The following is a 25846-nucleotide window of genomic DNA, read 5'->3' as shown; positions in this document are numbered from 1 at the left end:
CCAAGCTGCTCCTCCACCCTTTACCTCCTGGCGCTGAGCCACGAGGTGCCGACGATTGGGATCGAATGACCTCCAACGCCGAGTCCGGACCTGTGTCCGGCCATGGACACGTTGGCTCTTCGGGTCCCACACGCTCGCTCTGGCTGAACCTGCTCAAGCGCAGTTCGATTGCCGCCACGGCCGGACTGGCGCTGTGCGCCATCCCTGCCGCGCTCCTCAATGGAGCAAGCGGGGCAGTTTCCAGTTTCCTCGGGGGCCTGCTGGTGATGCTGTTCTTCGGAATCAGCCTGCTGGTTGGCCACTTCGTGGGACGCCGGAATCCGTCCGGCGCGATTGGGGTGTTCGTAGCCACCTACTTCATCAAGGTGGTTGGCTTCGCGGTCGTCCTGTTCGTTGTCGGGGCTCCGGCGTGGCTGCACGGACGCTGGTTCGTCATAGGTGCCGTGGTCGCCGTCGTCCTCTGGCAGGCTGCGGAGATCCATGGGTTCAGCAAAGCCCGCCTCCAGATCTACAACGATCCGGAAGAGAAGGGACCCACCAATGCGTAACCCGAAGAAATCCGACGTTGCAGCGAAAGCCAAGCGCCGATCCAACGGCTCCGCACCCGGTGTTTCCGACGCGTCGAACGACGGCGGCTACAACGCTGGAATGGCGGTATTCAGCTACATCATTGGCGGAATCATCGTCTGGAGTTTGATAGGGTGGGGACTGGATTACGTGTGGGGAACGCGCTGGATCGTGCTCGCAGGCGCTCTGCTTGGAGCCGTCGGAGGTTTTTACCTTTCCCATATGCATGGCCTTACCAGTTCTCGCACAAACGCTGGTGATCGCCATGCTGCCAGCGGGCCGTCCCAGGACGGCAACACTAATGCCAAATAATTTCACAGGGGGAACAGCAGGCTGTCACGCTGCCGGACCCCGCCCAACGCCCAATGATGGACACTGCAGAGAGGAAACGCGTTGATCGCGCTTGCGCTCCCGGCCCAAGATTCAGGAGAGTTCACTCCTCCTGGAATTAACGAAATGCATTTGCCGGCAATCCTGCCGTGGGGTGCCGCAGAAGGATTCTCCAAGCAGATGCTGCTGGTCCTCCTCTCTGTCGTCTTTATCGCCGTCTTCTTCGTGCTCGCCGCACGCAAGCAGCAGCTGGTACCCGGCAAGCTCCAGTTCGCCGGCGAGGCCGCCTACGGCTTCGTCCGCAACGGAATCGCCAAGGACATCATCGGCGGCAGGGACTTCATCAAGTACGTCCCGCTGCTGTTCAGCCTGTTCTTCTTCATCCTGGTCAACAACATCTACGGCGCCATTCCGGTGTTCCAACTCCCCACGTTCTCGCACGTGGGTGGAGCGTATGTGCTGGCCGGCCTGGTCTACGTGACCTGGATCGCCATCGGCATCAAGAAGAACGGCCTGCGCTACTTCAAGCTGGCCACCGTACCCTCCGGCGTTCCGTGGTACATCCTCCCGATCGTCATCCCGATCGAGATCATCTCCAACTTCGTTGTCCGGCCCGTCACGCACAGCCTTCGTCTGTTCGCTACCATGCTCGCCGGCCACCTCATCGTGATGATCGCGGGCTCCGGCATCGAGTACCTGATCATGCAGGAGAACTTCCTGCTCAAGGGCACGTCGGTCCTGGTCCTGGCCGGTGCGATCGCCATGTACATGCTTGAAGCCCTGATCATGGTCCTGCAGGCCTACGTCTTCACGCTGCTGACCGCGATCTACATCGAAGGCGCACTGCACGCCGACAGCCACTAGGCACGCCGGCGGGGCGCCATGTCCCTCACGGCACACACAGAATTCCCCTCGCGGGGATGAAGCAACCCAAACAACCTGCCACACAAGTGGCATCTTGAAAGGAAAAAAAATGGAAGGCTCCATCAACGGCTCCCTCAACCTCATCGGCTATGGCCTCTCGGCTATCGGCGGTGGTATCGGTGTGGGTCTCGTGTTCGCTGCCTACATCAACGGCGTTGCGCGCCAGCCGGAAGCCCAGCGCGTCCTGCAGCCCATCGCATTCCTTGGCCTGGCGCTGACCGAAGCACTCGCCATCCTGGGCTTGGTCTTCGCTTTCGTTCTCAAGTAAACCCAGAGAACTTCAGCGAACATTCAGAACCGAGTAGATAAAGGACGGGTGAAATATGCATCAGCTGAACATCTCAGCCGCCGCTGAGGGCGACGTCAACCCCCTTGTTCCCAATGGCTGGGAAATGCTGGTTGTCTTCGTTGGCTTCGCCATCCTCTTTTTCATCGTGGTCAAGTACGTTGTCCCGATGTTCGAGAAGACCTTCGCCGAGCGTGCCGAGGCCATTGAAGGCGGCATCGCCAAGGCTGAAAAGGCCCAGGCTGAGGCGTCTGCTGCACTCGAAGAGTACAAGCAGCAGCTGACCGACGCCCGCACCGAAGCAAACCGCATCCGTGAGGAAGCCCGCGCCGAAGGTGCCCAGATCCTCGCGGATCTCAAGGAGAAGGCGGCAGCAGAGTCTGCCCGCATCACTGCGCAGGCCCACGCACAGATCGAATCAGAGCGCCAGGCGGCCGTTGTGTCCCTGCGTGCCGAGGTCGGCACCCTGGCCACCACCCTGGCAGGCCGCATCGTGGGCGAGTCCCTCGATGACGACGCCCGTGCAGCACGGGTCGTGGACCGTTTCCTGGCAGATCTGGAGTCCCAGAACGCAGGTGCAGCTAAATAATGGCAGGCGTATCGAGCGAATCGCTGGCAACAGCCCTGGCCGCCTTGGAAGCGAAGCTTCCGACCGCGTCGCTGCAGCTGGCAAAGGAACTCTTCGGAATTCTGGGAATGGTGGACAGCTCGGCTGGTTTGCGCCGTGCCCTGACTGACCCCTCCCGCAGCGGCGACGAGAAATCGGCGCTGGTCAGGCAGCTGGTTGGCGGAAAAGTCTCCGCTGATGCGGCTGAAATCGCGGGCGGTCTGGCCAGCTCACGCTGGGCATCGGCGCGCGACATCGGCGATGCACTCGAGACTCTTGCCGCAACGGTGGTCATTTCCGTTGCTGAAAACAAGTCGGCCGTTTCTGCCTCCGGAATCACTGGCCTGGAAGAGCTGGAAAACGACCTGTTTTCCTTCAACCAGGCTGTTGCCTCCAGCCACGAGGTACAACGTGCTCTGTCCGAACCGCAGGCCAGCGCGGCAGCCAAAGCCACCCTCGCGGAGCGGCTGGCGCCCGGCGCCAGCGAAGAAGCCCGGGTGCTTATCACCCAGGCCGTCACCCAGCCCCGCGGCATCAAGCCCACCCGGCTGGTGGAACGGTTTGCCGAACTGGCGGCCAAGCGGCAGCAGCGCTGGATTGCAACAGTCAGCGTGACCCGGCCGTTGTCGGAGACGCAGCTGGCACGCCTCCAGGCGGGCATGAACGCACTGTACGGGCGGGAATTGAAGGTCAACGTCATTGTTGACCCGTCGCTCATTGGCGGAATCCGCGTCCAGGTGGGCGACGAGGTACTCGATGCCTCGGTCCTTACCCGGCTGGGAGAACTGCAACGCCAGCTGGCCGGCTAGCCGGACAAGCACAACCAAACTGATAGAAACCCCGGTCACCGTTTGCGGTGATCACAAACAGGAGAGCAGGGACTGCAGATGGCCGAATTGACCATCAACGCCGACGACGTCCGTAATGCGCTGAACGAGTTCGCGGCGTCCTACGAACCCGGGAACGCAGAGCGCGTAGAGGTCGGCCGCGTAACCACCGCAAGTGACGGCATCGCCCGTGTTGAGGGCCTTCCCTCGGTCATGGCGAACGAGCTGCTGCGCTTCGAGGACGGCACCCTGGGCCTGGCCCAGAACCTTGACGTCCGCGAGATCGGCGTCATCATCCTCGGTGACTTCACCGGCATCGAAGAAGGCCAGGAAGTCCACCGGACCGGACAGGTTCTGTCCGTTCCCGTTGGCGACGCCTTCCTCGGCCGCGTTGTCGACCCGCTGGGCGTGCCCATCGACGACCTCGGCGAGATCAAGGCCGAGACCACCCGCGCGCTGGAGCTCCAGGCTCCCGGCGTGACCCAGCGTAAGTCGGTCCACGAACCGATGCAGACCGGCCTGAAGGCCATCGACGCGATGATCCCGATCGGCCGCGGCCAGCGCCAGCTGATCATTGGCGACCGCCAGACCGGCAAGTCCGCGATCGCGATCGACACCATCATCAACCAGAAGGCCAACTGGGCTTCCGGCGATGTCACCAAGCAGGTCCGCTGCATCTACGTCGCCATCGGCCAGAAGGCGTCCACGATTGCCGCCATCCGCCAGACCCTTGAGGACAACGGCGCGCTGGAGTACACCACCATCGTGGCTTCTCCCGCGTCCGACCCCGCAGGCTTCAAGTACCTGGCACCGTACGCCGGTTCGGCCATCGGCCAGCATTGGATGTACGGCGGCAAGCACGTCCTCATCGTGTTCGATGACCTGTCCAAGCAGGCTGAGGCCTACCGTGCAGTGTCCCTGTTGCTCCGCCGCCCGCCGGGACGCGAAGCCTACCCGGGTGACGTCTTCTACCTGCACTCCCGTCTGCTGGAGCGTTGTGCCAAGCTCTCCGACGAGCTCGGTGCCGGCTCCATGACGGGCCTGCCGCTGATCGAGACCAAGGCGAACGACGTCTCCGCCTACATCCCGACCAACGTCATCTCCATCACCGACGGCCAGATCTTCCTCCAGTCGGACCTCTTCAACGCCAACCAGCGGCCCGCTGTGGACGTTGGCGTCTCGGTGTCCCGCGTTGGCGGTGCCGCCCAGGTGAAGTCCATGAAGAAGGTTTCCGGTACTTTGAAGCTGGACCTGGCCCAGTACCGCGACATGCAGGCGTTCGCCATGTTCGCATCCGACCTGGATGCTGCGTCACGCCAGCAGCTCACCCGTGGCGCCCGCCTGATGGAACTGCTGAAGCAGGGCCAGTACTCACCGTTCCCGGTCGAGGACCAGGTTGTTTCCATCTGGGCCGGCACCAACGGCTACCTGGACGACGTTCCGGTCGAGGACATCAGCCGGTTCGAGGCTGAGTTCCTTGAGCACCTTCGCCACAAGTCCTCGATCCTGACCACGCTGGCACAGACCAACGTCCTGGACGATGACACCGTTGCAGCTCTGAAGTCCTCGATTGTGGACTTCAAGAAGGGCTTCTTCGGCGAGGGTGACAACCACCTGGTAGGCGCCGGCCACGAGGAGCACGACGCTATCTCCGAGGGCGAAGTCGACCAGGAAAAGATCGTCAAGCAGAAGCGCTAGTTCCGCACCGCCGGGTGTGCCGGGCCGCAAAGGCCCGGCACACCCGGCGACGGAATGTTAGGAAAGGATAAGTATGGGAGCCCAGATCCGGGTCTACCGCCAGAAGATCAGCTCGACCACGTCGATGCGCAAGATCTTCAAGGCGATGGAACTGATCGCTACCTCGCGCATCGGGAAGGCCCGTGCGCGCGTAGCAGCTTCACTGCCTTACGCGAACGCGATCACGCGCGCCGTTTCTGCTGTCGCCAGCCAAAGCGAAATCGACCACCCGCTGATCACTGAGCCGGAGCAGATCCGCCGCGCCGCAGTCCTGGTAATCACCTCGGACCGCGGCCTGGCAGGTTCATACTCGGCGAGCGTCCTCAAGCAGGCGGAAGGTCTCAACGAGCTGCTCCGCGCCGAAGGCAAGGAAGTCAAGACCTATGTCGTGGGCCGCAAGGCCCAGGCCTACTTCGATTTCCGGAACCGCGAGTATGCGCGGGTCTGGACCGGAGGAACCGACGCACCCGAGTTCGCTACTGCCCGTGAAGTCGGCGCAGCGTTGCTGGCAGAATTCGCGACCGACTTCGAAGACGGCGGCGTGGACGAGATCCACGTTGTCTACACCCGCTTCAAGTCCATGGTCACCCAGGAGCCGACGGTCATCCGCCTGCTCCCGCTTGAAGTAGTGGAAGAGCAGGCCCAGTCCGAATCGGATCTCCTGCCGCTGTACGAGTTCGAACCGGAAGCGGAGCGTGTCCTTGACGCCCTGCTGCCGCGCTACATCGAATCCCGTATCTTCGCAGCCATGTTGCAGGCAGCAGCTTCCGAGCTCGCCGCCCGCCAGCGGGCGATGAAGTCCGCAGGCGACAACGCAACGGACCTGATCAAGAAGTACACGCGCCTGCGCAACACGGCCCGCCAGGCCGAGATTACGCAGGAACTCTCCGAGATTGTTGCCGGCGCGGACGCCCTCGCGTCCTAGCCTGCACCTCCCCGGTTCCGCGTAACCAGCACCACCACAGATAAACTTAACCCCACGCCATCTACTGAATGAAGTGAGAGAGATGACTGCCACTGCTACCGAACACGTAGCCGCAACGTCCGGTGCAACCGGCCGTATTGCGCGCGTAATCGGCCCGGTTGTCGACGTCGAATTCCCGGCTGACGCAATCCCGTCGATCTACAACGCCCTCACCACCGAGATCACTCTCAACGGTGAGACCAAGACCATCACGTTCGAGACCTCCCAGCACCTGGGCGACAACCTCGTGCGCGCCATCTCCCTGCAGGCAACCGACGGCCTGGTCCGCGGCACCTCCGTGGTGGACAGCGGTGCCCCGATCTCCGTGCCTGTCGGCGACGGAGTCAAGGGCCACATCTTCAACGTGCTGGGCCAGCCCCTGGACGTTGCCGAGTCGGAACTGGACATCAGCGAACGCTGGCCGATCCACCGCAAGGCCCCGAGCTTTGCTTCGCTCGAAGGCTCCACCGAGATGCTGGAGACCGGCATCAAGGTCATCGACCTCCTCACCCCGTACATCAAGGGTGGAAAGATCGGCCTCTTCGGCGGCGCCGGCGTGGGCAAGACCGTCCTGATCCAGGAAATGATCACCCGTGTTGCCCGCAACTTCGGTGGTACTTCCGTGTTCGCCGGTGTTGGCGAGCGTACCCGTGAGGGCAACGACCTCTGGGTGGAAATGGAAGAGGCAGGCGTCCTCAAGGACACCGCCCTTGTGTTCGGCCAGATGGATGAGCCCCCGGGAACGCGCCTGCGCGTAGCCCTGTCCGCCCTGACCATGGCGGAGTACTTCCGCGATGTCCAGAACCAGGACGTGCTGCTGTTCATCGACAACATCTTCCGGTTCACCCAGGCCGGTTCCGAGGTATCGACCCTGCTGGGCCGCATGCCCTCCGCCGTGGGCTACCAGCCCAACCTTGCCGACGAGATGGGCCTTCTGCAGGAGCGCATCACCTCCACCAAGGGCCACTCCATCACCTCGATGCAGGCCATCTACGTTCCCGCTGATGACTACACCGACCCGGCTCCGGCGACGACCTTCGCGCACCTGGATGCGACCACGGAACTTTCCCGTGAAATCGCATCCCGTGGCCTGTACCCGGCTGTTGATCCGCTGACGTCCACGTCCCGAATCCTGGATCCCCAGTACATCGGCAAGGACCACTACAACACGGCTGTCCGCGTGAAGCAGATCCTGCAGAAGAACAAGGAACTCCAGGACATCATCGCCATCCTCGGTGTCGATGAGCTCTCCGAAGAAGACAAGATCGTGGTGTCGCGTGCGCGCCGCATCCAGCAGTTCCTCTCGCAGAACACCTACACCGCCAAGCAGTTCACCGGTGTTGAGGGCTCCACGGTTTCCATCAAGGACACCGTTGAAGGCTTCTCGGCGATCTGCGACGGCGAACTCGACCACATCGCGGAGCAGGCGTTCTTCAACGTCGGTGGCCTCGATGACGTTGAGCGCCAGTGGGCCAAGATCCAGGAACAGACCAAGTAATATGGCTGAGCTTGAGGTTGAGATTGTCGCAGCGGACCACTTTGTGTGGTCCGGAGCGGCCAAGATGGTCAAGGCCCGCACCAGTGATGGTGAAATCGGAATCCTGCCCGGCCACTCGCCCCTGCTGGCGATCCTGGCCGAAGGTGAACTGGCCATCCAGCCAGTGTCAGGGGACCGGATTGCGGTAGATGTTGACGGCGGGTTCTTCTCCGTGGACAACAACCGCGTGGTCATCGTTGCTGACAACGCCCAGCTGGGCGGCTCGGCTACCGCTGGGATCCGCTAGCACGACCTTGATGGACGCACCGGGTATTTCGTTCATCGCACTGGCAATCGTGTTCGGATTGCTGATTTTTGCACTGTGCCTTTCGGGGGTGCGCCGTTTCAATTTGCGGCGCGCCCTCGGCACGGTGGACGCCTCCATTTGCGTTGCTGGTAACAGCTGGCAAATGGGGGTTTGTCGTTATCAGGACAATGACCTTGAGTGGTTCCGGTTGATCTCACTGAGCGTCCGCCCGAAATACACCTTCAAGCGCAGTTCGCTGGAGCTCCTGGGCAGGCGAAAGCCGACCGAGGCCGAGGCCGTCAAGGTCCAACCGGATGTGGTTATCGTCGAACTCCGCTACGAGGGACAGGACCTGCACCTGGCCATGAAGTTCGACGCGTACACGGGCCTGTCCTCATGGCTTGAAGCCGGCCCCGTCATCGGCGTAGGGACCTGGCGCTAGCCACGTGGACTGGCTTTCAGACATTCGGCTTACGGACGGGCCCCTGTTTGGGACTGTCCTGGTATTGGGATTAGGCGGGGCGGCCTACCTCCTGGTACCACCCTCGCGCGCCTGGGAAACAGCGGACCTACGGATCCGCGCCTGGGCAATCCGTGTCTTTGTTGCCATCGCCTCAGCCTTCGTCCTGGTGGCAACCGTCCACTGGATCATGATCAACGTCCTTACCGTCTTTCCGGAGGACATCCCGGAGCCCGTTCTGCTGTGGTTCGTGCCGGGTGTTTCGGCCGTCATCCTTGGAATCATGAGGCTGCCGCGGACCTCCTGGACCCATTACGGGAGCGGATTCCTCGCGGCGCTCCTGGTGGTGGCCCTCTCTACCCTCCAAATCAATGCCTACTTCGGACTGAACCGTACTGTCAGCGACTTGCTGGGAACCGCTTTGGCCCGGATACCCGCGCTGGAACAGGAGCTCATGCGCCACCCCGGTGAATCCGATGGCGTGTCCCTCCAGGGCTGGAAGCCCGCCGGCGACCTGCCTGCCGGCGGTGTCCTGCGTAAGGCAGCCATCCCGGGAACGCTGTCCGGGATGAGCAACCGCGATGCCTATCTCTACCTTCCGCCGGCCTACTTCGCTGCCAACCGTCCCGCCCTGCCGGTGCTTGTCCTGGTGGCGGGCCAGCCCGGCGGCCCCGCGGACTGGCTGACGGGCGGCGCCATCCGTGGCCACATGGATTCGTTTGCCGCGGCGCACGGGGGAGTGGCCCCGGTGGTGGTCATCCCCGATCCCAACGGATCACAGTCCGCCAACACCATGTGCATGGACAGCAAGATCGCGAAAGCGGACACCTACCTCTCGCAGGACGTGCCGCGATGGATCAGTTCCACCCTTGCCGTTGACACCAACCACAGCCACTGGGCCGTGGGTGGATTCTCTTTCGGCGGCACCTGTGCCATCCAAATGGGAACCAGGCACCCGGATGTCTTCGCGGACGTGCTCGGATTTTCCAGCGAAGCCGAGCCCGCCATCGCCAAGGAGCGGCAAAAGACCATTGACGCAGCCTTTCCGGGGAACCCGGACGAATTCATCAAGCAGACTCCACTGGAGATCATGAAACACCAACGGTTTGAGACCAGCGGCATGTTCCTGACCGCAGGCCAGAACGATCCGGAGTTCGTGGGGAACCTCCACACGCTCGCGGCGGCGGCCAAGGACGCCGGCTTTACCGTGCAGGCCTACGAGGTGGAACACACCGGACATTCCTGGGACACGTCCTCAAAGCGCTTCGGTGACGCCTTGGCATTCCTCGGCAGCCAATGGGGGCTGAAGTGGTAAGCACCACGAAACCGGACCGCACGGTGGCGTTGATGTGGGCCACCGTGGGCCGTCCGGCAATGCACCAAACCCTTGAAACCCTCAAATCCATGCCGTTCACCTTGGGCGTCGTGGCTGTGTTCCTGGCGGCAGCCGCCGTGACGGGAAGCTTCCTGGACGGCCCGCCGGAACAACTCCTGGGACTTGCCTCGGTCAGCGGTCCCGGCCTTCGTGGCGGGCAATGGTGGTCCCTCTTCACCAGCATGTTCTTTGCCACCAACCCGCTGGCTTACCTCACGGCGTCGTTGATGATGATCCTGCTGCTGGGCCTGGCCGAACGCAAGCTGGGACGCCGCGCCGCCGTCGGCCTCTATTTCGGCGGCCAGTTCGCGGCAGTGACCGTCTTCCTCCTGGTCACCCAGGTGGCCGTATATGTTGGCGACGGCTGGCTGGACCAGATGGCGGACGATATCCTGATCGGCCCCTACGCCCCGATCCTGACCGCCGGGCTGGCGGCCAGTGCCCGGATCACTCTGCTGTGGCAGCGCCGGCTCCGGACCGCGGTGTTGTCCGTGTCGATCCTGCTGGTGCTCTACGTTGGCCACGCGGAAACGGTGATCGGCCTCATCGGGGCCCTCCTTGGCCTCCTGGCGGGCTGGTGGATCCAGGGCGACCAGGGGCGGCTCCACCGGCACCGTTCCACCGGCCGCGAAACCAGGAACCTCCTGGCCCTGACCGTCGCGGTCTTTGCCGTGGGGCCGATCCTGACCGGGATCACACGGGCTCCCACCGGCCCGCTGGCATTGCTGCGCGACGTCGTCCTCAGCCCGATGCCCACGCTCAGCCAGTTGGTGTTCAACTGCGGGGCAACGGTGGATGCCTCCTGCCTGGAAACCGGCAGGGCCGGGTTTGCCGGGCCATTCGGCCTGGCGCTGGCGGTGGTGCCGGTCATCCTGCTGCTGATCTGCGCGGACGGCATGCGCCGCGGCCGCCGGCTGGCCCTCAACATTGCCCTTGCCATCCAGCTGGCCGTGACGGCCTTGGCAGCTGTCTACCTGGCCCTTTTCGCCCTGGTCCCGTCACGCCTTCAGGGCACCCACTCGACGCCCCTGTCATCGGCCTTTGCCCACGTGCTTCCCCTTGTCATCGTGCCGCTGCTGCTCGCAATCATCCTGTGGCTTAACCGCCGCCAGTTCCGCGTGCAGACGCGGCCCGGCGCCCGGCGGACGCTCGCTGCGGTGGTCTGCGGCACCTGGCTCGCCCTGGCAAGCTCCTACACCGTGGCGTGGTTCCTCTCGGGTGGCCTTGCCCGTGACGGGGGTTTGCTGGGACTCTTCGCCGAATTGGCGCGGCAGTACGTGCCGGTTCCCATTCCGCAGCATTTCCGCCGCGTTTTCGCGGAGCGCGACAGCGCCGAGACGCTGCTCTTCGCTTACTCCGGACCGGTGTTCTGGATTGTCGCCCTGGTGGCTGTGTGGTGGGTCCTCATTGGGCGGCACCACGGCCTCGGCTTTGGCCGGCAGGACCGGGACCGTGCCCGCGAGCTGCTTCACCAGGGCGGCGGACCCCTGTCCTGGATGGCCCTGTGGGAGCCCAACACATATTGGTTCAGTCCGGACGGCGCCGGCGCCATGGCCTTCCAGCAGCACGGGACCGTGGCATTGACCCTGGGCGGAGCCATCGGCGACCGCAGGGCCGAGCAAAGGGTGACCGAAGGGTTCCTGGATTACTGCCGCACCCAGGCGCTGATCCCTGCGCTCTATTCCTGTGACGACACCCTGTGGCCGGCGCTGCGGGAGCGGGGCTTCTCGCGGGTGGCAGTGGCGCAGGAAACGCGGCTGCGGCTCAATGAGCTCGAGTTCAAGGGCAAGGAGTGGCAGAACGTTCGGACCGCGCTCAACCGGGCCTCGAAGCTCGGCGTCCACGCCGTGTGGGGCTCCTACCATTCACTGCCTGCCGCACTGCGTTCGCGGCTCAATGAGGTGTCGGAAGAGTGGGCGGCCGGGAAATCCGTGCCGGAAATGGGCTTCACGCTGGGGGGAGTGGACGAGCTCGACGACGAGGAGGTCCTGTGCTGCCTGGCGGTGGACGGCAATGGTACCGTCCACGGCGTTACCAGTTGGCTTCCCGTGTACGACGACGGCCGGCTGGTCAGCAGGACGCTTGATGTCATGCGCCGCGGCAGCGAGGGTTTCCCGGGCGTGATGGAGTTCCTGATTGCATCCGCGGTCCTGGAGCTGAAGGATTCGGTGGACGTCATTTCCCTGTCCGGCTCGCCACTGGCCAGCCGGCCGGAGGAGCACGGAGGGCAGGCCGATGCGGGGGAGGACGCCGAAGCAGACGCCGGCGCCACCGATGAGGGGGCACAGAACCTGGTGCGCATCCTGGACCTGGTGGGCCACGCGCTGGAGCCGGTCTACGGGTTCCGGTCGCTGGCAGCGTTCAAGTCCCGGTTCAAGCCGGAGTACCGCGCGCTCTACTTGTATTACCAGGACCCCCTCCACCTGCCGGCCATTGGCAGGGCGCTGACCCGGGCCTACCTTCCCGGCCTCTCGCTGGCGCAGGGTGCACGCCTGGTCCGCAAACTGGTCACCTGAGCGCGAATACGGCGGGCGGCCGCCGGGCACCTCGACGCTCCCCACGTGCGCAAACGCAGATGATCCCCGGCATTCCTGCCGGGGATCATCTTCGTTGCTGGACGGCCGCCATGCGGCCGCGCCGGGTGACTAGACGAGCGTTACGCCGGTAGCCTGGGGACCCTTGGCGCCCTGGCCGATCTCGAACTGAACGCGCTGGTTCTCGTCGAGGGTCTTGAAGCCGCCGGTCTGGATCTCGGAGTAGTGAACGAAGACATCGCCGTCGGAGTCATCCGGGGTGATGAAGCCGAAGCCCTTTTCAGCGTTGAACCACTTCACAGTTCCCTGTGCCATTTATTTCTCCTCATTGTGGAACTTTTTAAGAACGGCACACCTCGTGCCGACCTTGGTCACTCCGCGAGAAGAATCCTGGATTGCCTTGCCACAAAAGGTCCGGCGCTGCAGGAGCTTCGCGCTCGCAACATGTCTTGCGAGCATGAAAAACACCTACACAAAGACTGAGACCAGAATTTCATGCCCGTTCCCGCAGGTCAACGGCCCGAACACGAAAATGCATAAAATTTAGGTAAAAACCAGGTGACAATGATGCTCCGGGATTTCAGGCCGAGTATTAGGTGCCCAAAGCAACGGGCCGTCGGGTCAGAAAAGCCGGGATTCGCTGTCGTCCACCCCGCGCATGGCGTCATAGTCCAGCGTCACGCAGGCGATGCCGCGGTCATTGGCGAGCACCTTCGCCTGTGGCTTGATCTGCTGGGCCGCAAAGATGCCGCGGACCGGCGCCAGCAGGGGATCGCGGTTGAGCAGCTCCAGGTACCTCGTCAGCTGCTCCACACCGTCGATGTCGCCGCGCCGCTTCAGTTCCACGGCCACGGTGGCGCCATCGGCGTCCCGGGCCAGGATGTCCACCGGTCCGATCGCGGTGAAGTACTCGCGCCGGATCAGGGAATACCCCTCACCGAGCGTCTCTATCTGCTCGGCCAGGAGCCGCTGCAGGTCTGCTTCGACGCCGTCCTTGATCAGTCCCGGATCAACCCCGAGGTCGTGGGAGGACTCGGTGATCTTCTCGTGGATATTGATAATGAGCCGGTCGTCCGTCTTGGCCGACTGCACGGTCCATTGCTCCACCACGCCAAGTTCCAGGTCCACCTCATCGGGGGAGGAAACCCGCAGCGTTGCCGGCGGGCTCATCCAGTTCAGCGGCTTGTAGGAACCGCCGTCCGAATGCACCAGCACCGAGCCGTCGGCCTTGACCAGCAGGAGCCTGGTGGCCAGGGGAAGGTGGGCTTTGAGCCGGCCAACGTAATCAACGGAGCAATGGGCTATGACGAGTCGCACGCCGTACAGACTACCGCGTGGAACCGTACGGGCCATGCCGACGACGGACGGCCGGGAGTGCGTGGAGGCGCGGGCCGGCGGGCGGCTGGGGCAGAATGGATGCATGCCGCGTTCGAACCGTCCCCGCCGTCCAGTATCCGGTAAGGGCGCTTCGGCCAGGGGAGCAGGGCGCAAGGGACAGGAGGTCCCGGAACTTGACCTGGAACGGGCCCGGGCCGGCATCGCGCGCCGGGAGAGCGCCCCGGACGGCGAATGGATGGTCCGCACCATGACCGCCAAAAACGCGGAGAAAACCTACATTTGCCCGGAGTGCTCCACGGCTGTCCTGCCCGGCGTTGCGCACCTGGTGGTCTGGAAGGACGACCACCTCTTCGGGGCGGCGGCCGGCCTTGCCGAACGGCGGCACTGGCACACCAACTGCTGGATGTCCCGCAGCTACCGGCACCGCTGACCGCGCGGGCGGCGCCGCCTGCGCACCCGGCCGTCCGGGCTTCGGCCACCCGTTGGTCGCTAAGCTGGAAACCATGACTTTTGATCCGGCGTCGTTCCACTTCACCCAAGCCCAGGGTCCCGCACCCATCCGTGCTTCCACGGTCCTGCCCGCCCGGCGGGAGAACATCGAGCTGCAGACCGCGGACGGCCACACCCTGGTGGGCGAACTGGCACTGCCCGAGAGCGGCCCGGTCATCGCCACGCTGATTACCCTCCACCCGCTGCCCACGCACGGCGGATTCATGGATTCCCACGTCTACCGCAAGGCCTCCTACCGCCTCCCGGCACTGGCCGGCATCGCCGTCCTTAGGTTCAACACCCGCGGCACGGCCTCACCCCGCGGCACCAGCAGCGGCGGATTCGAGGAAGGCATCGGGGAACGGTACGACGTCGAGGCGGCCGTACGTCTCGCCGTCGACCGCGGGCTGCCCAACCGGTGGCTGGTGGGCTGGTCCTTTGGAACGGAACTGGCGCTGATGTACGGCGCCGTTGAGCCGGTGGCCAGCCAGATTGAAGGTGCGGTCCTGCTCTCGCCTCCGCTGCACCGGGCCACGGACAAGCACCTGCAGCAATGGGCCGAATCCGGCAAGCCCCTCACCGTCCTGGTGCCGGAGCACGATGACTTCCTCCAGCCGGCGGAGGCCGCCGGGCGCTTCAGCCTGGTGCCCCAGGCGGACGTCGTGGGCGTTGCCGGCGCCAAGCACCTGTGGGTGGGCGAGAAGTACGCAGCACGTGTCTTGAACGACATCGTCGCCCGGGTCAGTCCCGAGGGATCAGCAACGCCGCTTCCGCAGGAATGGGATGGCCCGACGGCGACCGCTGCGTCCTGAGGTTGCGTCCAGGCGGTCCCGCCCCCCGGATTGCGTCGGGGTCCGCTAGTGCTGGTCTTGGCGCGCGATATAGATTTCGCGGAGCAGGAGCAGCACGGCGGCCGCCGTGGGGATCGCAATCAGGGCGCCCAGGACTCCCAGCAGACTGCCGCCGGCGATGACCGAGATCACCGCCACGGCCCCCGGGACCGCCACTGCCTTCTGCATGATGCGCGGCGAGATGAAGTAGGCCTCGAACTGCAGGTAGGCGAAGTAGCAGATCGCATAGACCGCGGCTGTCTGCCAGCCCTGCGTGAGTGACACCAGGGTGACCACGATGCCCGCGATCATGCCGCCCACCAGTGGAATGAAGGCGAGCAGCACCACCACAAACGCCAGCAGCAAGGCGAACGGTACACCGACAATCGACATCACGATGAAGGCGAATGTGGCGTTGAGCAAGGCGACGCAGGCCTGGCCGATGACGTAGTTGCCCACCGAACGGGTGATTTCCTCCGACAGGGCGGCCACCCGCTTCCGGCGGGATCGCGGTGCCAGGCGGTAGCCCCACTTTTTCATGGCCGGCAGCGCCGCCAGGAAATACAGGCTCAGCACCAGCACGATGAGGGTGCCGAAAAGGCTGTTGGCAAGGGTCGAACCAAATCCGACGACGCCGCCGAAGATGCCACCCATGGCTGCCGGATCGTTCACGAATTTGTTCAGTTCCTCGGTGATGCGGTCCCTGACCCCGAACTGGTCATCGACGCTGCGGAAGAAATCCGAATCCATGAAGCTGCGCACCCAGTCAGGTGCTTGGCGCACGATTTCGGAGACCTGCTCAACGATCGTGGGGATCAGGGTGGCGAAAAACCCGACGACGGCGCCCATCAGCACGGCCACCGAAACGAGGATTCCGGCGGGCCGGGGAATCTTCCGGTTCTCAAGCCAACCCACCACCGGTTCCAGGCCCAGGGCGATGAACAGCGCGGCAACAATCCAGAGCAGCAGCTGCGTGGTGTGGGATCCGATCCAATACACCAGCAGGGCCAGGCCCACACCGACTGTTCCCATGAATCCCATGTACAGCGGATGCTGGGGAGACATCCGCGGCCCGGGATGCCCGAACTGCGGCTCGTCCTCGTCGTCGTACTCCCGCTCGGGAGCCTGGCCGCCGAACTCCGGCGGCATCTCGAACCGAAGCCGGGGCTGGGCGCCGGGCAGCGGCTGGCGGAGCCGGCGGACCACCTGGCCGAGGGCCGCTGCGGCGCCGCCCCGCCGTCGGGCCGCTGCCATGGCATGGGGAGCCGGGACAGCCCTGCCCGGATCCCCGGAATTTTCGGCTGCCGGGGAGGACGGGTCCGTCTTGTCAGTCACTGGTTTTTGGGGCCTGTTCCGTGTGTGGCGCCGTCTTCGCGGGCCGCTGTGATGATCATCGCAAACACTATCAGCAGGCTTGTCAGCACCAGCCGACGGCGCCGCCGGAGCACCTCCGGACTGCCCGCTTGAACCCAGGATTCGGGGTCCCTGGTAACAAAAAGGTTACTATTGAAGGTAAACCCCCGCTGATGATAGGTGTTTCCCTTGCGTTTAAAGACTGCAGCCGCACTTGTGCTGCTCGGCCTCCTGACACTTTTGGCCGGCATTGGCCAGAGAACCATCTGGGCTCCATCCGAGACTTTCACCGCGTCCCTGCCGGCCAACGCCGCCGCGGCCCCGCTGACTGTCATTGACCAGAAGCTGCGCACCTTGCACGGCGGAACCGTCAAGATCTCGGTCCAGGGCGACGGCAACTTCATGCTGGCAACGGGCCGGCCCGACGACGTCAGCGCGTGGGTCGGCAAGACCGCCCACAACACCATCAACGGGGTCTCCGAGGACGGAAAGTCCCTGCAGGTTGAGCATGCCGACGGCGACGCCACGGCGCCCAACCCGGCGGGCTCGGACCTCTGGGCGTCCACCGAGAATGCCAGCGGTCAACTGGACTACACCTGGACTCCGCCGGCTGACGGCGACTGGAGCCTCCTGCTTGCCTCCGACGGCACCAAGGCGGCCCCGGCATCGGTGTCCATGACCTTCCCGAACGACACATCCACCCCGTGGGCCGTTCCGCTGATGGTCATCGGCGGATTGCTGATGGTGGGCGGCATTGTGCTGGCTTTGGTGTCTGCGCGGACCAAGGACGGCGAAGGCCGCGACGGCGGCAGCCGCTACGCCCGGCGGGCCCGCGCCCGTTCGCAGGCGGAGTCCACCACCAAGGCCACCATGGTCGCCGCAGGTGTGGCAGCTGTGGTCCTGGCGGGATCCGGAACCGCCGCACAGGCGGCAAGCCCCAGCCCGCAGCCGTCGGGCAGTGCGTCGTCACCGGCGGCCAAGGACGGCACCGGCTCTCCGGTCCTCCTCGAAGCCCAGTTCCGGCGCATCCTGGAGCAGGTCTCGAGCGCGACCGACGCAGGGGACGCCGCCAAGGATGCGGCGAAGCTTGCCGACCGCGTGGCCGGACCCGAGCTGGAGATCCGGACCCAGAACTACAAGATCCGTTCCCAGGTGGGCTCCTACGAGCCCCGCATGCCTGTCCGCTCCACCAAGCTGCTGACCACCGTGATCACCAGCGACCGGGACTGGCCGCGGCAAGTGCTGGCCGTGACCCAGGGCGACGGCAACGTCGTGCCGCAAATCCTGACGCTGGTCCAGCAGTCCCCGCGGGAGAACTACAAGCTGATGGAGACCACCCCCCTCCAGCCGGGCACCACGTTCCCTAACATCAGCCGCGGAGGGACCGAGACGCTGGCCGCCTCGGACAAGACCGGACTGCTCTACAGCGGTGAGGAAGCCATGTCCGGCCTGGCGGACAGGCTCACGTCAGCGGACTCCCCGTTCAAGGACAAGCTGGTCGAGGGCCAGTCCTCGCCGTACATCGCCGACACCCTGTCCTACCAGGCAGAGGTGGTGAAGGCCGGCGAGAACGGCAACTTCTCCTTCACCCACAAGGTGGTGCCGGAAAGCACGGTGGTGTTCCGTACCTCCGACGGCGGGGCCCTCGTCCTGGGCCGCATCAACTTCGGCTTCGAGGGCACCCCCAAGGCTGCCGGTGACAAGCTCAGCATCGGCGACGATGCGGCAGCCCTGGCCGGCGGCAAGGAAACCAGTACCGGCATGGTCTTGAGCTTCGCCGAATCCATGGCCGTCTACGTGCCGCCGGCAGGATCCTCGGACCCGATGAAGCTCGTCGCCGCAACCCGCGGCCTGGTAGGCGCCAGCTTCAAGTAGGCCCCCGACCGTATTACCACCGGCAGCGGCCGGAGTGGCTAGAGTGGGAAACATGAGTTCGCCAGCTTCCCGCCCAGTCCCTCCTGCCGCTGCCAGCCTGCTTAACCTGCGCGGCGCCGTCGACCTTTCCTCGCTGAAGCGGCCCGCAGCTCCCGCTGCGCCGTCCGGCCCGGCAGCCGGCTCGGGCCCGGCGCCTGGCCAGGAGGCGCCCGAAGGCGGAGCGGAGCTCACGGTCAACGTCACCGAAGCGAACTTCCAGCAACTCGTTGAACTCTCCGCCCAGGTTCCGGTCGTATTTGCCCTGTGGGCTTCCTACTCGCCGGAATCCGGCAGGATGCTGGAGACCCTCGAACGCGTGGTTGCCTCCTTCGGCGGCCGCCTGGTCCTGGGCGCCGCGGACATCGAAGCCTTCCCGCAGCTTGCCCAGGCCTTCCAGGTGCAGGCCGTCCCCACCGCTGTCGCCGTCCTCAAGGGGCAGCCGGTGCCGCTCTTCCAGGGCGCCGCTGACGAACAGCAGGTGCGCAGCCTGTTCGACGAGCTCCTCAAGGTGGCGGCCGCCAACGGTGTGACCGGAAGTCTCGACGGCGGTCCGGCGGGAGAGCAGGAGCCCGCGCCGCTTCCGCCGCTGCACCAAGCCGCTTTCGATGCCATCGAAGCCGGCGACTACGCCGCCGCCGCGGAGGCTTACCGCCAGGCCTTGCGGGAAATGCCCTCGGACCACGAGGCCAAAGCCGGGCTGGCACAGGTGGAGCTGATGGACCGGCTGCAGCCGCTGTCCGCCCAGGACAGCGAGGCCCTCCGCGCCCGGGCGGCGAACGAGCCGGATAACCTTGATGCGCAGCTGGCGGTGGCGGACCTGGACGTGGCTGGCGGCCATGTGGACGATGCCCTGAACCGCCTCGTTGCGTTCATCGGCAGAAACTTCGGCCCGGAACGGGAAACAGTCCGCGTCCGGCTGCTGGAACTGTTCGACGTCGTGGGCGCCGGAGACGAGCGCGTCGCCAAGGCGCGCCAGGCGCTCGCACGAGTGCTGTTCTAGTGCCTGCCCTGTTCCAGCCCCTGGCCTTGAGGTCGCTCCAGCTGCAGCACCGGGGCTGGGTATCGCCCATGTGCCAGTACAGCTGCGATCCCGACGACGGCCCGGGGGTTCCGAACGACTGGCACCTGGTGCACCTGGGGGCTTTTGCGACGGGCGGCGCGGCGCTGATCCTCACCGAAGCGGCAGCCGTGAACGCCGAGGGCCGGATCAGCCCCCGCGACGCCGGGCTGTACAACGACGAGCAGGCCGGAGCCTGGCAGCGGATCACCTCGTTCGTCCACCGGAACGGCGCCGCCGAGGCCAAGATCGGCGTCCAGTTGGCCCACGCCGGCCGGAAGGCGTCCACGTATTGGCCGTTCTCCGGCAAGCAGGGCAGTGTCCCGGCCTCGGATGGCGGCTGGCAGACCTTGGGCCCCTCCGAAACCGCCTTCGAAGGGTACGCCGCCCCTGCGGCCATGACCGTGGAGCACATCCGCGGTGTCATTTCCGACTTCGCCGCCGCGGCGGTCCGCGCCGTGGACGCTGGCTTTGACACCGTAGAGATCCACGCCGCGCACGGCTACCTCCTGCACCAGTTCCAGAGCCCGCTGATTAACAAACGCGACGACGAGTGGGGCGGTGACGAAGCCGGCCGGAACCGGCTGACCCTGGCGGTGATCGACTCCGTCCGTGCCGTCATTCCGGATTCCATGCCCTTGCTGCTCCGGATCTCGGCCACCGACTGGGCGCCCGGCGGGGTGGACCTGGCCGCTTCGGTCCGGTTGGCCCGAGAGGCCGCGGCCCGTGGCGTGGACCTGGTGGACGTCTCCAGCGGCGGGGCGGTCGCGCACCAGCAGATCAAACCGGGCCTGGGCTACCAGACAGGATTCTCCGCAGCCATCCGGCAGGAGGCGCACGTGGCCACGGGGGCGGTGGGACTCCTGACCACCCCTGGCCAGGCCGAGCATGCCATTGCCACCGGACAGGCAGACGGGGTCTTTATCGCCCGGGCGGCCCTCCGGGACCCGCACTGGTGGCTGCGCGCGGCCTTCGAACTCGGCTACGACATTACGTGGCCGCCGCAGTACGAGCGCGCCGTGCCGCGGCGTTCCTTCTGACGGCCGCCTGAGCCCATGGACAACCGGCAGCCGGACCACAGCCTGTCATCCGCTGACCGCGCGCTTGAAGCCGGCATCCTTGAGCTGCTGGCGTCACGCGCCGCGACGTCCAGCATCTGCCCGTCCGACGCCGCCCGCGCGGTGGGCGGGGCCGACTGGCGGGGACTGATGGAGGCCGCGCGCCAGGCCGCGCGCCGGCTGGTGGAAGCGGGAGAGGTGGAGGTCACCCAAGGCGGTGCCGTCGTGGATCCGGCGTCAGCCAAGGGCCCTATCCGCATCCGCAGGGCCCGGTAAGCGCAACGCACCGGTACGGGGTCAGCCCAGCAGGTCATCCACATAGCACCAGCGCCACTGTTCGCCGGGTTCGATGCTCCGCATGACGGGGTGCCCGGTTTCCTTGAAGTGGCGGCTGGCGTGCCGTCCGGCGGACGAGTCGCAGCAGCCCACCTGGCCGCATGCCAGGCACATGCGCAGATGCACCGGTGTGGTCCCCTCCCGTTCACACCCCGCACAGGCAGGGTTGTCGGGGACCGGGGACAGCATGGCCGCCGTCAGGTGGTCGCAAACGCCCCCGGGTTGGGCCAATCCCTCGCCGCCGCCGGCGTCAGTGGCGGAATCGAGCTCGTTGAGGGACGCGTCCAGCATGGACTCTTCGATGTCCAGCCGCTCGAGGACCTCGCTGAGGACTTCGTGGGCGAAGTCCCCGCCGCGGCGCAGTTCCAGGACCTTGTCCCGTTCGGCTTCCAGCATGGCCATCCGCAGCTGGGCGTAGCGCTGGCTGGGCGTGGTGGACTCCGCCCCCGGCCGGCCCAGGCGTTCCCAGGCGGCCAGGCCCCGCTCCTGCGTCCGGCGCCGCAACATGTCCATGACCTCCGGGGGATCGCTCTCGCGCCGCAGCTGGTCCAGGCGTTCCATTCCCGCGGCGGTGGCCAGCTGCATCAGTGAGGCCTGGTTCAAGGCATCCTCACGCCTGTCCGGTCCGGGCAGGCCCAGGGCCCGGACCAAGGCAGGCAGCGTGAATCCCTGCAGCACCAGGGTGCCGGCCACTACCACCATGGCGGCCAGGACCAGCACGTTGCGGTGCTCCAGGTCATCGGGCAGCGTCAGGACGGCGGCCAGCGTGACCACACCGCGCATGCCCGCCCAGGACACGATGGCCGGAAATTGCCAGGGCGGCGCCGGGTCCGCCCGCCGTACAGAGGGGATCAGGCGCGGCAGGTAGGTGGCGGGGAAGACCCAGACCGGGCGCAGCACCAGGACGGCCAGCAGGATCACGGCGCAGCCGAGCCACACGCGGCCGGCACCCAGGGAGTCGTCCTGGACGCTGTCGATAATGGTCCGGACCTGCAACCCGATCAGCAGGAACACCGCGTTCTCCAGGAGGAACTGCACGGTGTCCCAGTTGCTCCGGGCACTTTGCCGGGCTGCACCGTTGGGCATCGAGGGTGCTTTGGTGCCCATGACCAGGCCGGTGACGACGACGGCGAGCACCCCTGATGCGTGGATGGCTTCGGCGGGGAGGAACGCAACAAACGGAGCCATCAGCGACGCCGAGGTGTTGATGGCGACGTTGCTGATCCGTTTCCGGATTTCGGTGAGGACGTACGCGGCGGCGAGGCCCACCACCAGCCCGCCGCCGGCGGCCAGCACGAACCCTCCGGCCACGTCCAGGGCTGAGACGGAGCCGGCGATGGCCGCGACGGCGGCCCGGAGGCAGACCAGCGCGGTGGCGTCGTTGAGCAGCGATTCGCCTTCGAGGATGTTGACGATCCGCCGGGGCATGCCCACCTTCCGGGCGATGGCGGTGGCGGCCACCGCGTCCGGGGGTGCCACCACCGCGCCCAGCGCAATGGCGGCGGCCAACGGGATCTCCGGGAACAGCCACCACACCACCAGCCCGACGGCCAGGGTGCCGAAGATGACATACCCCACGGACAGGAGGCCAATGGACCGGCGGTTCGACGTGAAGTCGAACAGTGATGTCCGGAACGCCGCCGCATACAGCAGTGGAGGCAGCAGGCCCACCAGCACCAGTTCGGGATTCAGCTCAACGGGGGGAATGAAAGGCAGGAACGAGCCCGCCACGCCGGCCAGGACCAGCAGCAGCGGCACGGGGATATTGAATCTGCGGCCGATGGCGCTGGCGGCGCACACCACAGCAACGATGACCAGCAGGCCCAGCGCAATGTCCATGACGATAGTCTCCCACCCCGCACAGCGCGCTTCCGCGGGCTAGGCTGGCACCATGACTGCTCCGCTCCCTGACCAGGCGTCGAATTCCGGGCCCATCCCGGCCCTGTCCATCCGCGGGCTGGCCAAGAGGTTCGGCGGAAAGATCGCGGTGGACGGCATCAGCCTGGAGGTTCCGGCCGGCTCATTCTTTGGCATCGTGGGTCCCAACGGTGCGGGCAAAACCACAACCTTGTCCATGGCCACGGGGCTGTTGCGCCCTGACTTTGGCACCGTCGTGGTCCATGGGGTGGATGTCTGGCAGCATCCGCTGGAGGCAAAGCGCTTGATGGGAATCCTGCCCGACGGTGTCCGCCTTTTCGACCGGCTCACCGGCGAACAACTCATTACCTACGCCGGGTTGCTGCGCGGCATGGACAAGGCCGTGGTGGCGGCCCGGGTGGCGGATCTCCTCGCGGCAATGGACCTGGCCCAGGACGCCGGGACGTTGGTGGTGGACTATTCCGCCGGCATGACCAAGAAGATCGCCCTTGCCTCCGCCATGATCCATGCCCCGCGGCTCCTGGTCCTGGACGAACCATTCGAAGCAGTGGACCCGGTCTCCGCCGCTAACATCCGCTCCATCCTGGACCGGTACGTCGCTTCCGGGGGCACCGTCATCGTGTCCAGCCATGTGATGGACCTGGTGCAGCGCATGTGCGACCACGTGGCCGTCGTGGCCCGCGGCCGGGTCCTGGCCGCGGGGACGGTGGACGAGGTCCGTGCCGGTGCTTCCCTGGAGGACCGGTTCGTGCAGCTCGTGGGCGGCCACAGCCACACGGAAGGGCTCGAATGGTTGCGCACCTTCTGAGGCTCAAGCTCACGCTGCTGCGAAACGGACTGCGCCGCAGCCCCTGGCAGCTGGTGGGTATGGCCATCGCGGGGCTCTATGCGCTGGGCCTGGTGGCCATGCTCGTCATCGCCCTGGTCCTGCTGCGGAACGCGGGCACCGGAACCGCCCACACGGCCGTGGTGCTGGGCGGTTCTGCCGCCGTGCTCGGCTGGGGCGTCATCCCGGTGGTGGCCTCCGCCACGGACATGACCTTGGATCCGGCACGCTTCACGACCTTCGCCATTCCCATGAGGCAGCTGCTGGCAGGCCTTGCCCTTGGTGGCCTGATCGGTATTCCGGGCCTTGCCACCACCCTGGTCGCCCTGGCCACGGTAGCCACCTGGTCCCGCGGTGTCCTGCCCGCGCTCGCGGCCCTCGTGGGCGCGTGCCTGGGAGTCATGACGTGCGTCGTGCTGGCAAAGGTTGTCACCACCGCCACGGCGGGCCTCGCCGCGTCCCGGCGGTTCAAGGACATCAGCGCCATCGCCTTCATGGTTCCCCTGGTGCTGCTCGGTCCCATCGTGGCGGCCGTCGGCCGCGGGGTGTCGGCCTCCACGGGGTTCCTGCCGGATGTCGCCGGGACCCTGTCCTGGACCCCGCTGGGCGCGCCGTGGGCGCTCGGCGGTGACGTCGCTGCCGGCCGGCCGGCTGCGGCTGCCGTGAAACTGCTGGTGTCGGTGGGGGTCCTGGCCGGCCTGGCCTGGTGCTGGAAGCTGCTGCTGGAAAGGGCCCTCGTCACGCCGCCGTACACCGGTGCCGGCAAGCGGAAAGGCGGCCGCCTTGGGCTGCTCGGGGTCCTTCCGCCCACCCCGGCAGGCGCCGTGATGGCCAGGTCACTGACCTACTGGCTCCGGGACCCGCGGTATTCCGGTTCGCTCGTGGTGATCCCTCTGCTTCCCGTGATCATGCTGTTCCAGGGTGCGCAGACAGGCCACTACGGGGGCGTGGCCTTCCTTGCCCCGGTCTCGGCGTTCATCCTTGCCTGGTCCATCTCCGCCGACGTGTCCTACGACAACACCGCGTTCGCCCTGCACGTGGCCACCGGGGTCCGCGGCGTGGCGGACCGGCTGGGCCGGTCCCTCGCGTGCCTTGCCTTCGCCCTGCCGGTGGTCCTGGTGTTCGCGGTGGGGGCTGCGGCGCTGACCCGCGACTGGGCTGCGTTGCCCGGCCAGCTGGGGCTTAGTTTGGGGATCCTGTTCAGCGGCCTTGGCTTGTCTTCGGTGGTGTCTGCCCGGTACACAGTCACGGTTCCGCTGCCCGGCGACAGCCCGTTCAAGAAGCCGCCCGGGAACGTCGGCCAGACCCTCGCCGTGCAGTTTGTGGGGATGCTGGTCCTGCTGGTCCTGGTACTCCCCGAGGCAGCCCTGCTGGTGGCACAGGCCGTGACGGGCAGCGCCTTGTTCGGGTGGATCAACCTGGCCGTCGGCCTCCTCCTGGGCCTGGTCCTTTTCGCGGCCGGTGTCCGCCTGGGCGGCAAATGGCTTGACGCCAGGGGCCCGGAACTCCTGGCACAGGTTTCCGTCAACCGCTGACAACCCTGGAGGGAAGAGCATGGAAGTCGTCATCCTCGGCAGCGGCAGGCAAGCCGGAAGGCTCGCGGCCGACGCCATCGAGAAACTGGTCCGGCGCAAACCCGATGCGGTGCTTGGCCTTGCCACCGGGTCCTCACCGCTGCCGGTCTATGACGAACTCGCAGCCCGGCACCAGCAGGGCCTGGACTTCAGCAGGACTTCCGGGTTCGCGCTGGACGAATACGTTGGCCTGCCCGCCGGGCACCCTGAGTCCTACCGGGAGGTGATCCGCCGGGAATTCACCAACCGGGTGAACATCGCGCCGGAAAACGTCCACGGACCGGACGGAACCGCCGAGGATATCCCGGCAGCCTGCGCCGCGTATGAGCGAGCCATCGCCGCGGCCGGTGGTGTGGACCTGCAGCTGCTGGGCGTGGGCACCGACGGCCACATCGGTTTCAACGAACCGGGCTCGTCCTTTGCCTCACGGACCAGGATCAAAAGCCTGATCGAACAGACACGCCGGGACAACGCCAGGTTCTTCAACAGCCTCGCCGAGGTCCCGCACCACGTACTCACCCAGGGCCTGGGCACCATCATGGCAGCACGGCATGTGATCCTCCTCGCCACCGGCGCGCAAAAGGCCAAAGCCGTCCGCGACTTCGTGGAAGGCCCGGTGGCGGCCATCTGCCCGGCCTCGATCCTGCAGTTCCACCCCCATGCCACGGTCCTGCTGGACGAGGCCGCGGCATCCGCCCTGAAACTCGCGGATTTCTATCGCCACACCTATGAGAACAAGCCCGGCTGGCAAGGCTTGTAGGCGATGTACCGGCCGTCGCGTGCGTCCCTGAACGCGAC

General features: G+C 65.9%; 26 protein-coding genes. 22 read left to right on the top strand and 4 right to left on the bottom strand.

The annotated features are described in order from the left end of the window. Positions 1 to 65 precede the first annotated feature (65 nt). From QRM96_RS13000 to QRM96_RS12940, 13 genes are all read left to right on the top strand, one after another. Positions 66 to 548 carry a Cg1360 family ATP-synthase-associated protein gene (locus tag QRM96_RS13000; RefSeq protein WP_109045057.1) on the top strand — a complete coding sequence of 161 codons (483 nt, stop codon included), beginning with the start codon at positions 66 to 68 and terminating at the stop codon, positions 546 to 548. Beyond that, entirely contained in the window at positions 541 to 879 is a 339-nt protein-coding gene (locus QRM96_RS12995) for an AtpZ/AtpI family protein (RefSeq protein WP_081624092.1), read from the top strand. Before QRM96_RS13000 ends, QRM96_RS12995 begins: the two co-directional genes overlap by 8 nt. Positions 880 to 960: 81 nt before the next feature. Next, complete coding sequence (gene atpB / locus QRM96_RS12990; protein ID WP_026264239.1) at positions 961 to 1761, top strand: F0F1 ATP synthase subunit A; 801 nt, start codon at positions 961 to 963, stop codon at positions 1759 to 1761. A 109-nt stretch (positions 1762 to 1870) separates the two neighbouring features. After that, positions 1871 to 2089 (top strand): ATP synthase F0 subunit C, encoded by a 219-nt coding sequence (gene atpE, locus QRM96_RS12985; protein ID WP_003804776.1) that lies wholly within the window; start codon positions 1871 to 1873, stop codon positions 2087 to 2089. 55 nt (positions 2090 to 2144) lie between these two features. Then, entirely contained in the window at positions 2145 to 2696 is a 552-nt protein-coding gene (locus tag QRM96_RS12980; RefSeq protein WP_018760122.1) for a F0F1 ATP synthase subunit B, read from the top strand. After that, the gene (locus QRM96_RS12975; RefSeq protein WP_018760121.1) at positions 2696 to 3523 is read left to right on the top strand and encodes a F0F1 ATP synthase subunit delta; all 828 of its coding nucleotides are present in this window, start codon (positions 2696 to 2698) and stop codon (positions 3521 to 3523) included. The genes QRM96_RS12980 and QRM96_RS12975 overlap by 1 nt, the downstream gene beginning before the upstream one ends. A gap of 78 nt (positions 3524 to 3601) precedes the next feature. Then, a complete protein-coding gene (atpA, locus tag QRM96_RS12970) occupies positions 3602 to 5239 on the top strand; it encodes a F0F1 ATP synthase subunit alpha (protein WP_018760120.1) in 1638 nt (545 codons plus the stop codon). A gap of 73 nt (positions 5240 to 5312) precedes the next feature. Beyond that, positions 5313 to 6203 carry a F0F1 ATP synthase subunit gamma gene (locus tag QRM96_RS12965; protein ID WP_018760119.1) on the top strand — a complete coding sequence of 297 codons (891 nt, stop codon included), beginning with the start codon at positions 5313 to 5315 and terminating at the stop codon, positions 6201 to 6203. Between the two features lie 82 nt (positions 6204 to 6285). Next, positions 6286 to 7740: a F0F1 ATP synthase subunit beta gene (gene atpD, locus QRM96_RS12960; protein WP_018760118.1), complete on the top strand. Its 1455-nt coding sequence runs from the start codon at positions 6286 to 6288 to the stop codon at positions 7738 to 7740. Position 7741: 1 nt separating this feature from the next. After that, complete coding sequence (locus tag QRM96_RS12955; RefSeq protein ID WP_018760117.1) at positions 7742 to 8026, top strand: F0F1 ATP synthase subunit epsilon; 285 nt, start codon at positions 7742 to 7744, stop codon at positions 8024 to 8026. 10 nt (positions 8027 to 8036) lie between these two features. After that, a complete protein-coding gene (locus tag QRM96_RS12950; protein WP_109045054.1) occupies positions 8037 to 8468 on the top strand; it encodes a DUF2550 domain-containing protein in 432 nt (143 codons plus the stop codon). A 4-nt stretch (positions 8469 to 8472) separates the two neighbouring features. Then, a complete protein-coding gene (locus tag QRM96_RS12945) occupies positions 8473 to 9801 on the top strand; it encodes an alpha/beta hydrolase (protein ID WP_285319921.1) in 1329 nt (442 codons plus the stop codon). Further along, positions 9783 to 12377 (top strand): phosphatidylglycerol lysyltransferase domain-containing protein, encoded by a 2595-nt coding sequence (locus QRM96_RS12940; protein ID WP_018760114.1) that lies wholly within the window; start codon positions 9783 to 9785, stop codon positions 12375 to 12377. Before QRM96_RS12945 ends, QRM96_RS12940 begins: the two co-directional genes overlap by 19 nt. A gap of 129 nt (positions 12378 to 12506) precedes the next feature. Here QRM96_RS12940 and QRM96_RS12935 read toward each other — a convergent pair whose 3' ends face one another. Further along, a complete protein-coding gene (locus tag QRM96_RS12935; protein ID WP_011692441.1) occupies positions 12507 to 12710 on the bottom strand; it encodes a cold-shock protein in 204 nt (67 codons plus the stop codon). A gap of 306 nt (positions 12711 to 13016) precedes the next feature. Further along, positions 13017 to 13712 carry an endonuclease NucS gene (nucS, locus tag QRM96_RS12930; protein ID WP_026264238.1) on the bottom strand — a complete coding sequence of 232 codons (696 nt, stop codon included), beginning with the start codon at positions 13710 to 13712 and terminating at the stop codon, positions 13017 to 13019. Positions 13713 to 13815: 103 nt separating this feature from the next. Between nucS and QRM96_RS12925 the strand changes: the two genes are divergently transcribed. Next, on the top strand, positions 13816 to 14163 hold the full coding sequence (locus QRM96_RS12925) for an Rv1322 family protein (protein WP_285319920.1): 348 nt from the start codon (positions 13816 to 13818) through the stop codon (positions 14161 to 14163). Positions 14164 to 14236: 73 nt separating this feature from the next. Next, positions 14237 to 15034, top strand: coding sequence for an alpha/beta hydrolase (locus QRM96_RS12920; protein ID WP_285319919.1), 798 nt, complete (start codon positions 14237 to 14239; stop codon positions 15032 to 15034). A 45-nt stretch (positions 15035 to 15079) separates the two neighbouring features. Here the strand turns inward: QRM96_RS12920 and QRM96_RS12915 are convergent, their stop codons facing one another. Beyond that, on the bottom strand, positions 15080 to 16387 hold the full coding sequence (locus QRM96_RS12915) for an AI-2E family transporter (RefSeq protein ID WP_018760109.1): 1308 nt from the start codon (positions 16385 to 16387) through the stop codon (positions 15080 to 15082). Positions 16388 to 16621: 234 nt separating this feature from the next. Here QRM96_RS12915 and QRM96_RS12910 point away from each other — a divergent pair, with 234 nt between their 5' ends. Genes QRM96_RS12910 through QRM96_RS12895 form a run of 4 tightly spaced genes read left to right on the top strand, consistent with a single transcriptional unit; the run spans position 16622 to position 20710 of the window. After that, the gene (locus QRM96_RS12910; protein WP_285320038.1) at positions 16622 to 18280 is read left to right on the top strand and encodes a DUF8094 domain-containing protein; all 1659 of its coding nucleotides are present in this window, start codon (positions 16622 to 16624) and stop codon (positions 18278 to 18280) included. A gap of 52 nt (positions 18281 to 18332) precedes the next feature. Next, positions 18333 to 19319: a tetratricopeptide repeat protein gene (locus tag QRM96_RS12905; protein WP_285319918.1), complete on the top strand. Its 987-nt coding sequence runs from the start codon at positions 18333 to 18335 to the stop codon at positions 19317 to 19319. Continuing rightward, complete coding sequence (locus QRM96_RS12900) at positions 19319 to 20416, top strand: NADH:flavin oxidoreductase/NADH oxidase (RefSeq protein WP_285319917.1); 1098 nt, start codon at positions 19319 to 19321, stop codon at positions 20414 to 20416. Before QRM96_RS12905 ends, QRM96_RS12900 begins: the two co-directional genes overlap by 1 nt. 15 nt (positions 20417 to 20431) lie before the next feature. Further along, entirely contained in the window at positions 20432 to 20710 is a 279-nt protein-coding gene (locus QRM96_RS12895) for a DUF3253 domain-containing protein (protein ID WP_018760105.1), read from the top strand. Between the two features lie 21 nt (positions 20711 to 20731). On the opposite strand, the gene QRM96_RS12890 is transcribed toward QRM96_RS12895, so the two are convergent. Further along, positions 20732 to 22609: a Na+/H+ antiporter gene (locus QRM96_RS12890; protein ID WP_285319916.1), complete on the bottom strand. Its 1878-nt coding sequence runs from the start codon at positions 22607 to 22609 to the stop codon at positions 20732 to 20734. 52 nt (positions 22610 to 22661) lie between these two features. On the opposite strand from QRM96_RS12890, the gene QRM96_RS12885 reads away from it, so the two are divergent. From QRM96_RS12885 to nagB, 3 genes are read left to right on the top strand one after another with little or no spacing between them, the layout of a single operon-like run. Then, positions 22662 to 23456, top strand: a complete 795-nt coding sequence (locus tag QRM96_RS12885) for an ABC transporter ATP-binding protein (RefSeq protein ID WP_018760103.1) — start codon at positions 22662 to 22664, stop codon at positions 23454 to 23456. Beyond that, positions 23438 to 25009 carry a transporter gene (locus QRM96_RS12880; RefSeq protein WP_285319915.1) on the top strand — a complete coding sequence of 524 codons (1572 nt, stop codon included), beginning with the start codon at positions 23438 to 23440 and terminating at the stop codon, positions 25007 to 25009. The genes QRM96_RS12885 and QRM96_RS12880 overlap by 19 nt, the downstream gene beginning before the upstream one ends. A gap of 19 nt (positions 25010 to 25028) precedes the next feature. Further along, positions 25029 to 25808 (top strand): glucosamine-6-phosphate deaminase, encoded by a 780-nt coding sequence (nagB, locus tag QRM96_RS12875; protein WP_285319914.1) that lies wholly within the window; start codon positions 25029 to 25031, stop codon positions 25806 to 25808. The last annotated feature ends 38 nt before the right edge of the window (positions 25809 to 25846 follow it).

Origin of the sequence: Pseudarthrobacter sp. lyk4-40-TYG-27, from assembly GCF_030209295.1 — a bacterium.
Lineage (GTDB): Bacteria > Actinomycetota > Actinomycetes > Actinomycetales > Micrococcaceae > Arthrobacter.
This window is presented reverse-complemented; position numbering and strand designations above follow the sequence as displayed.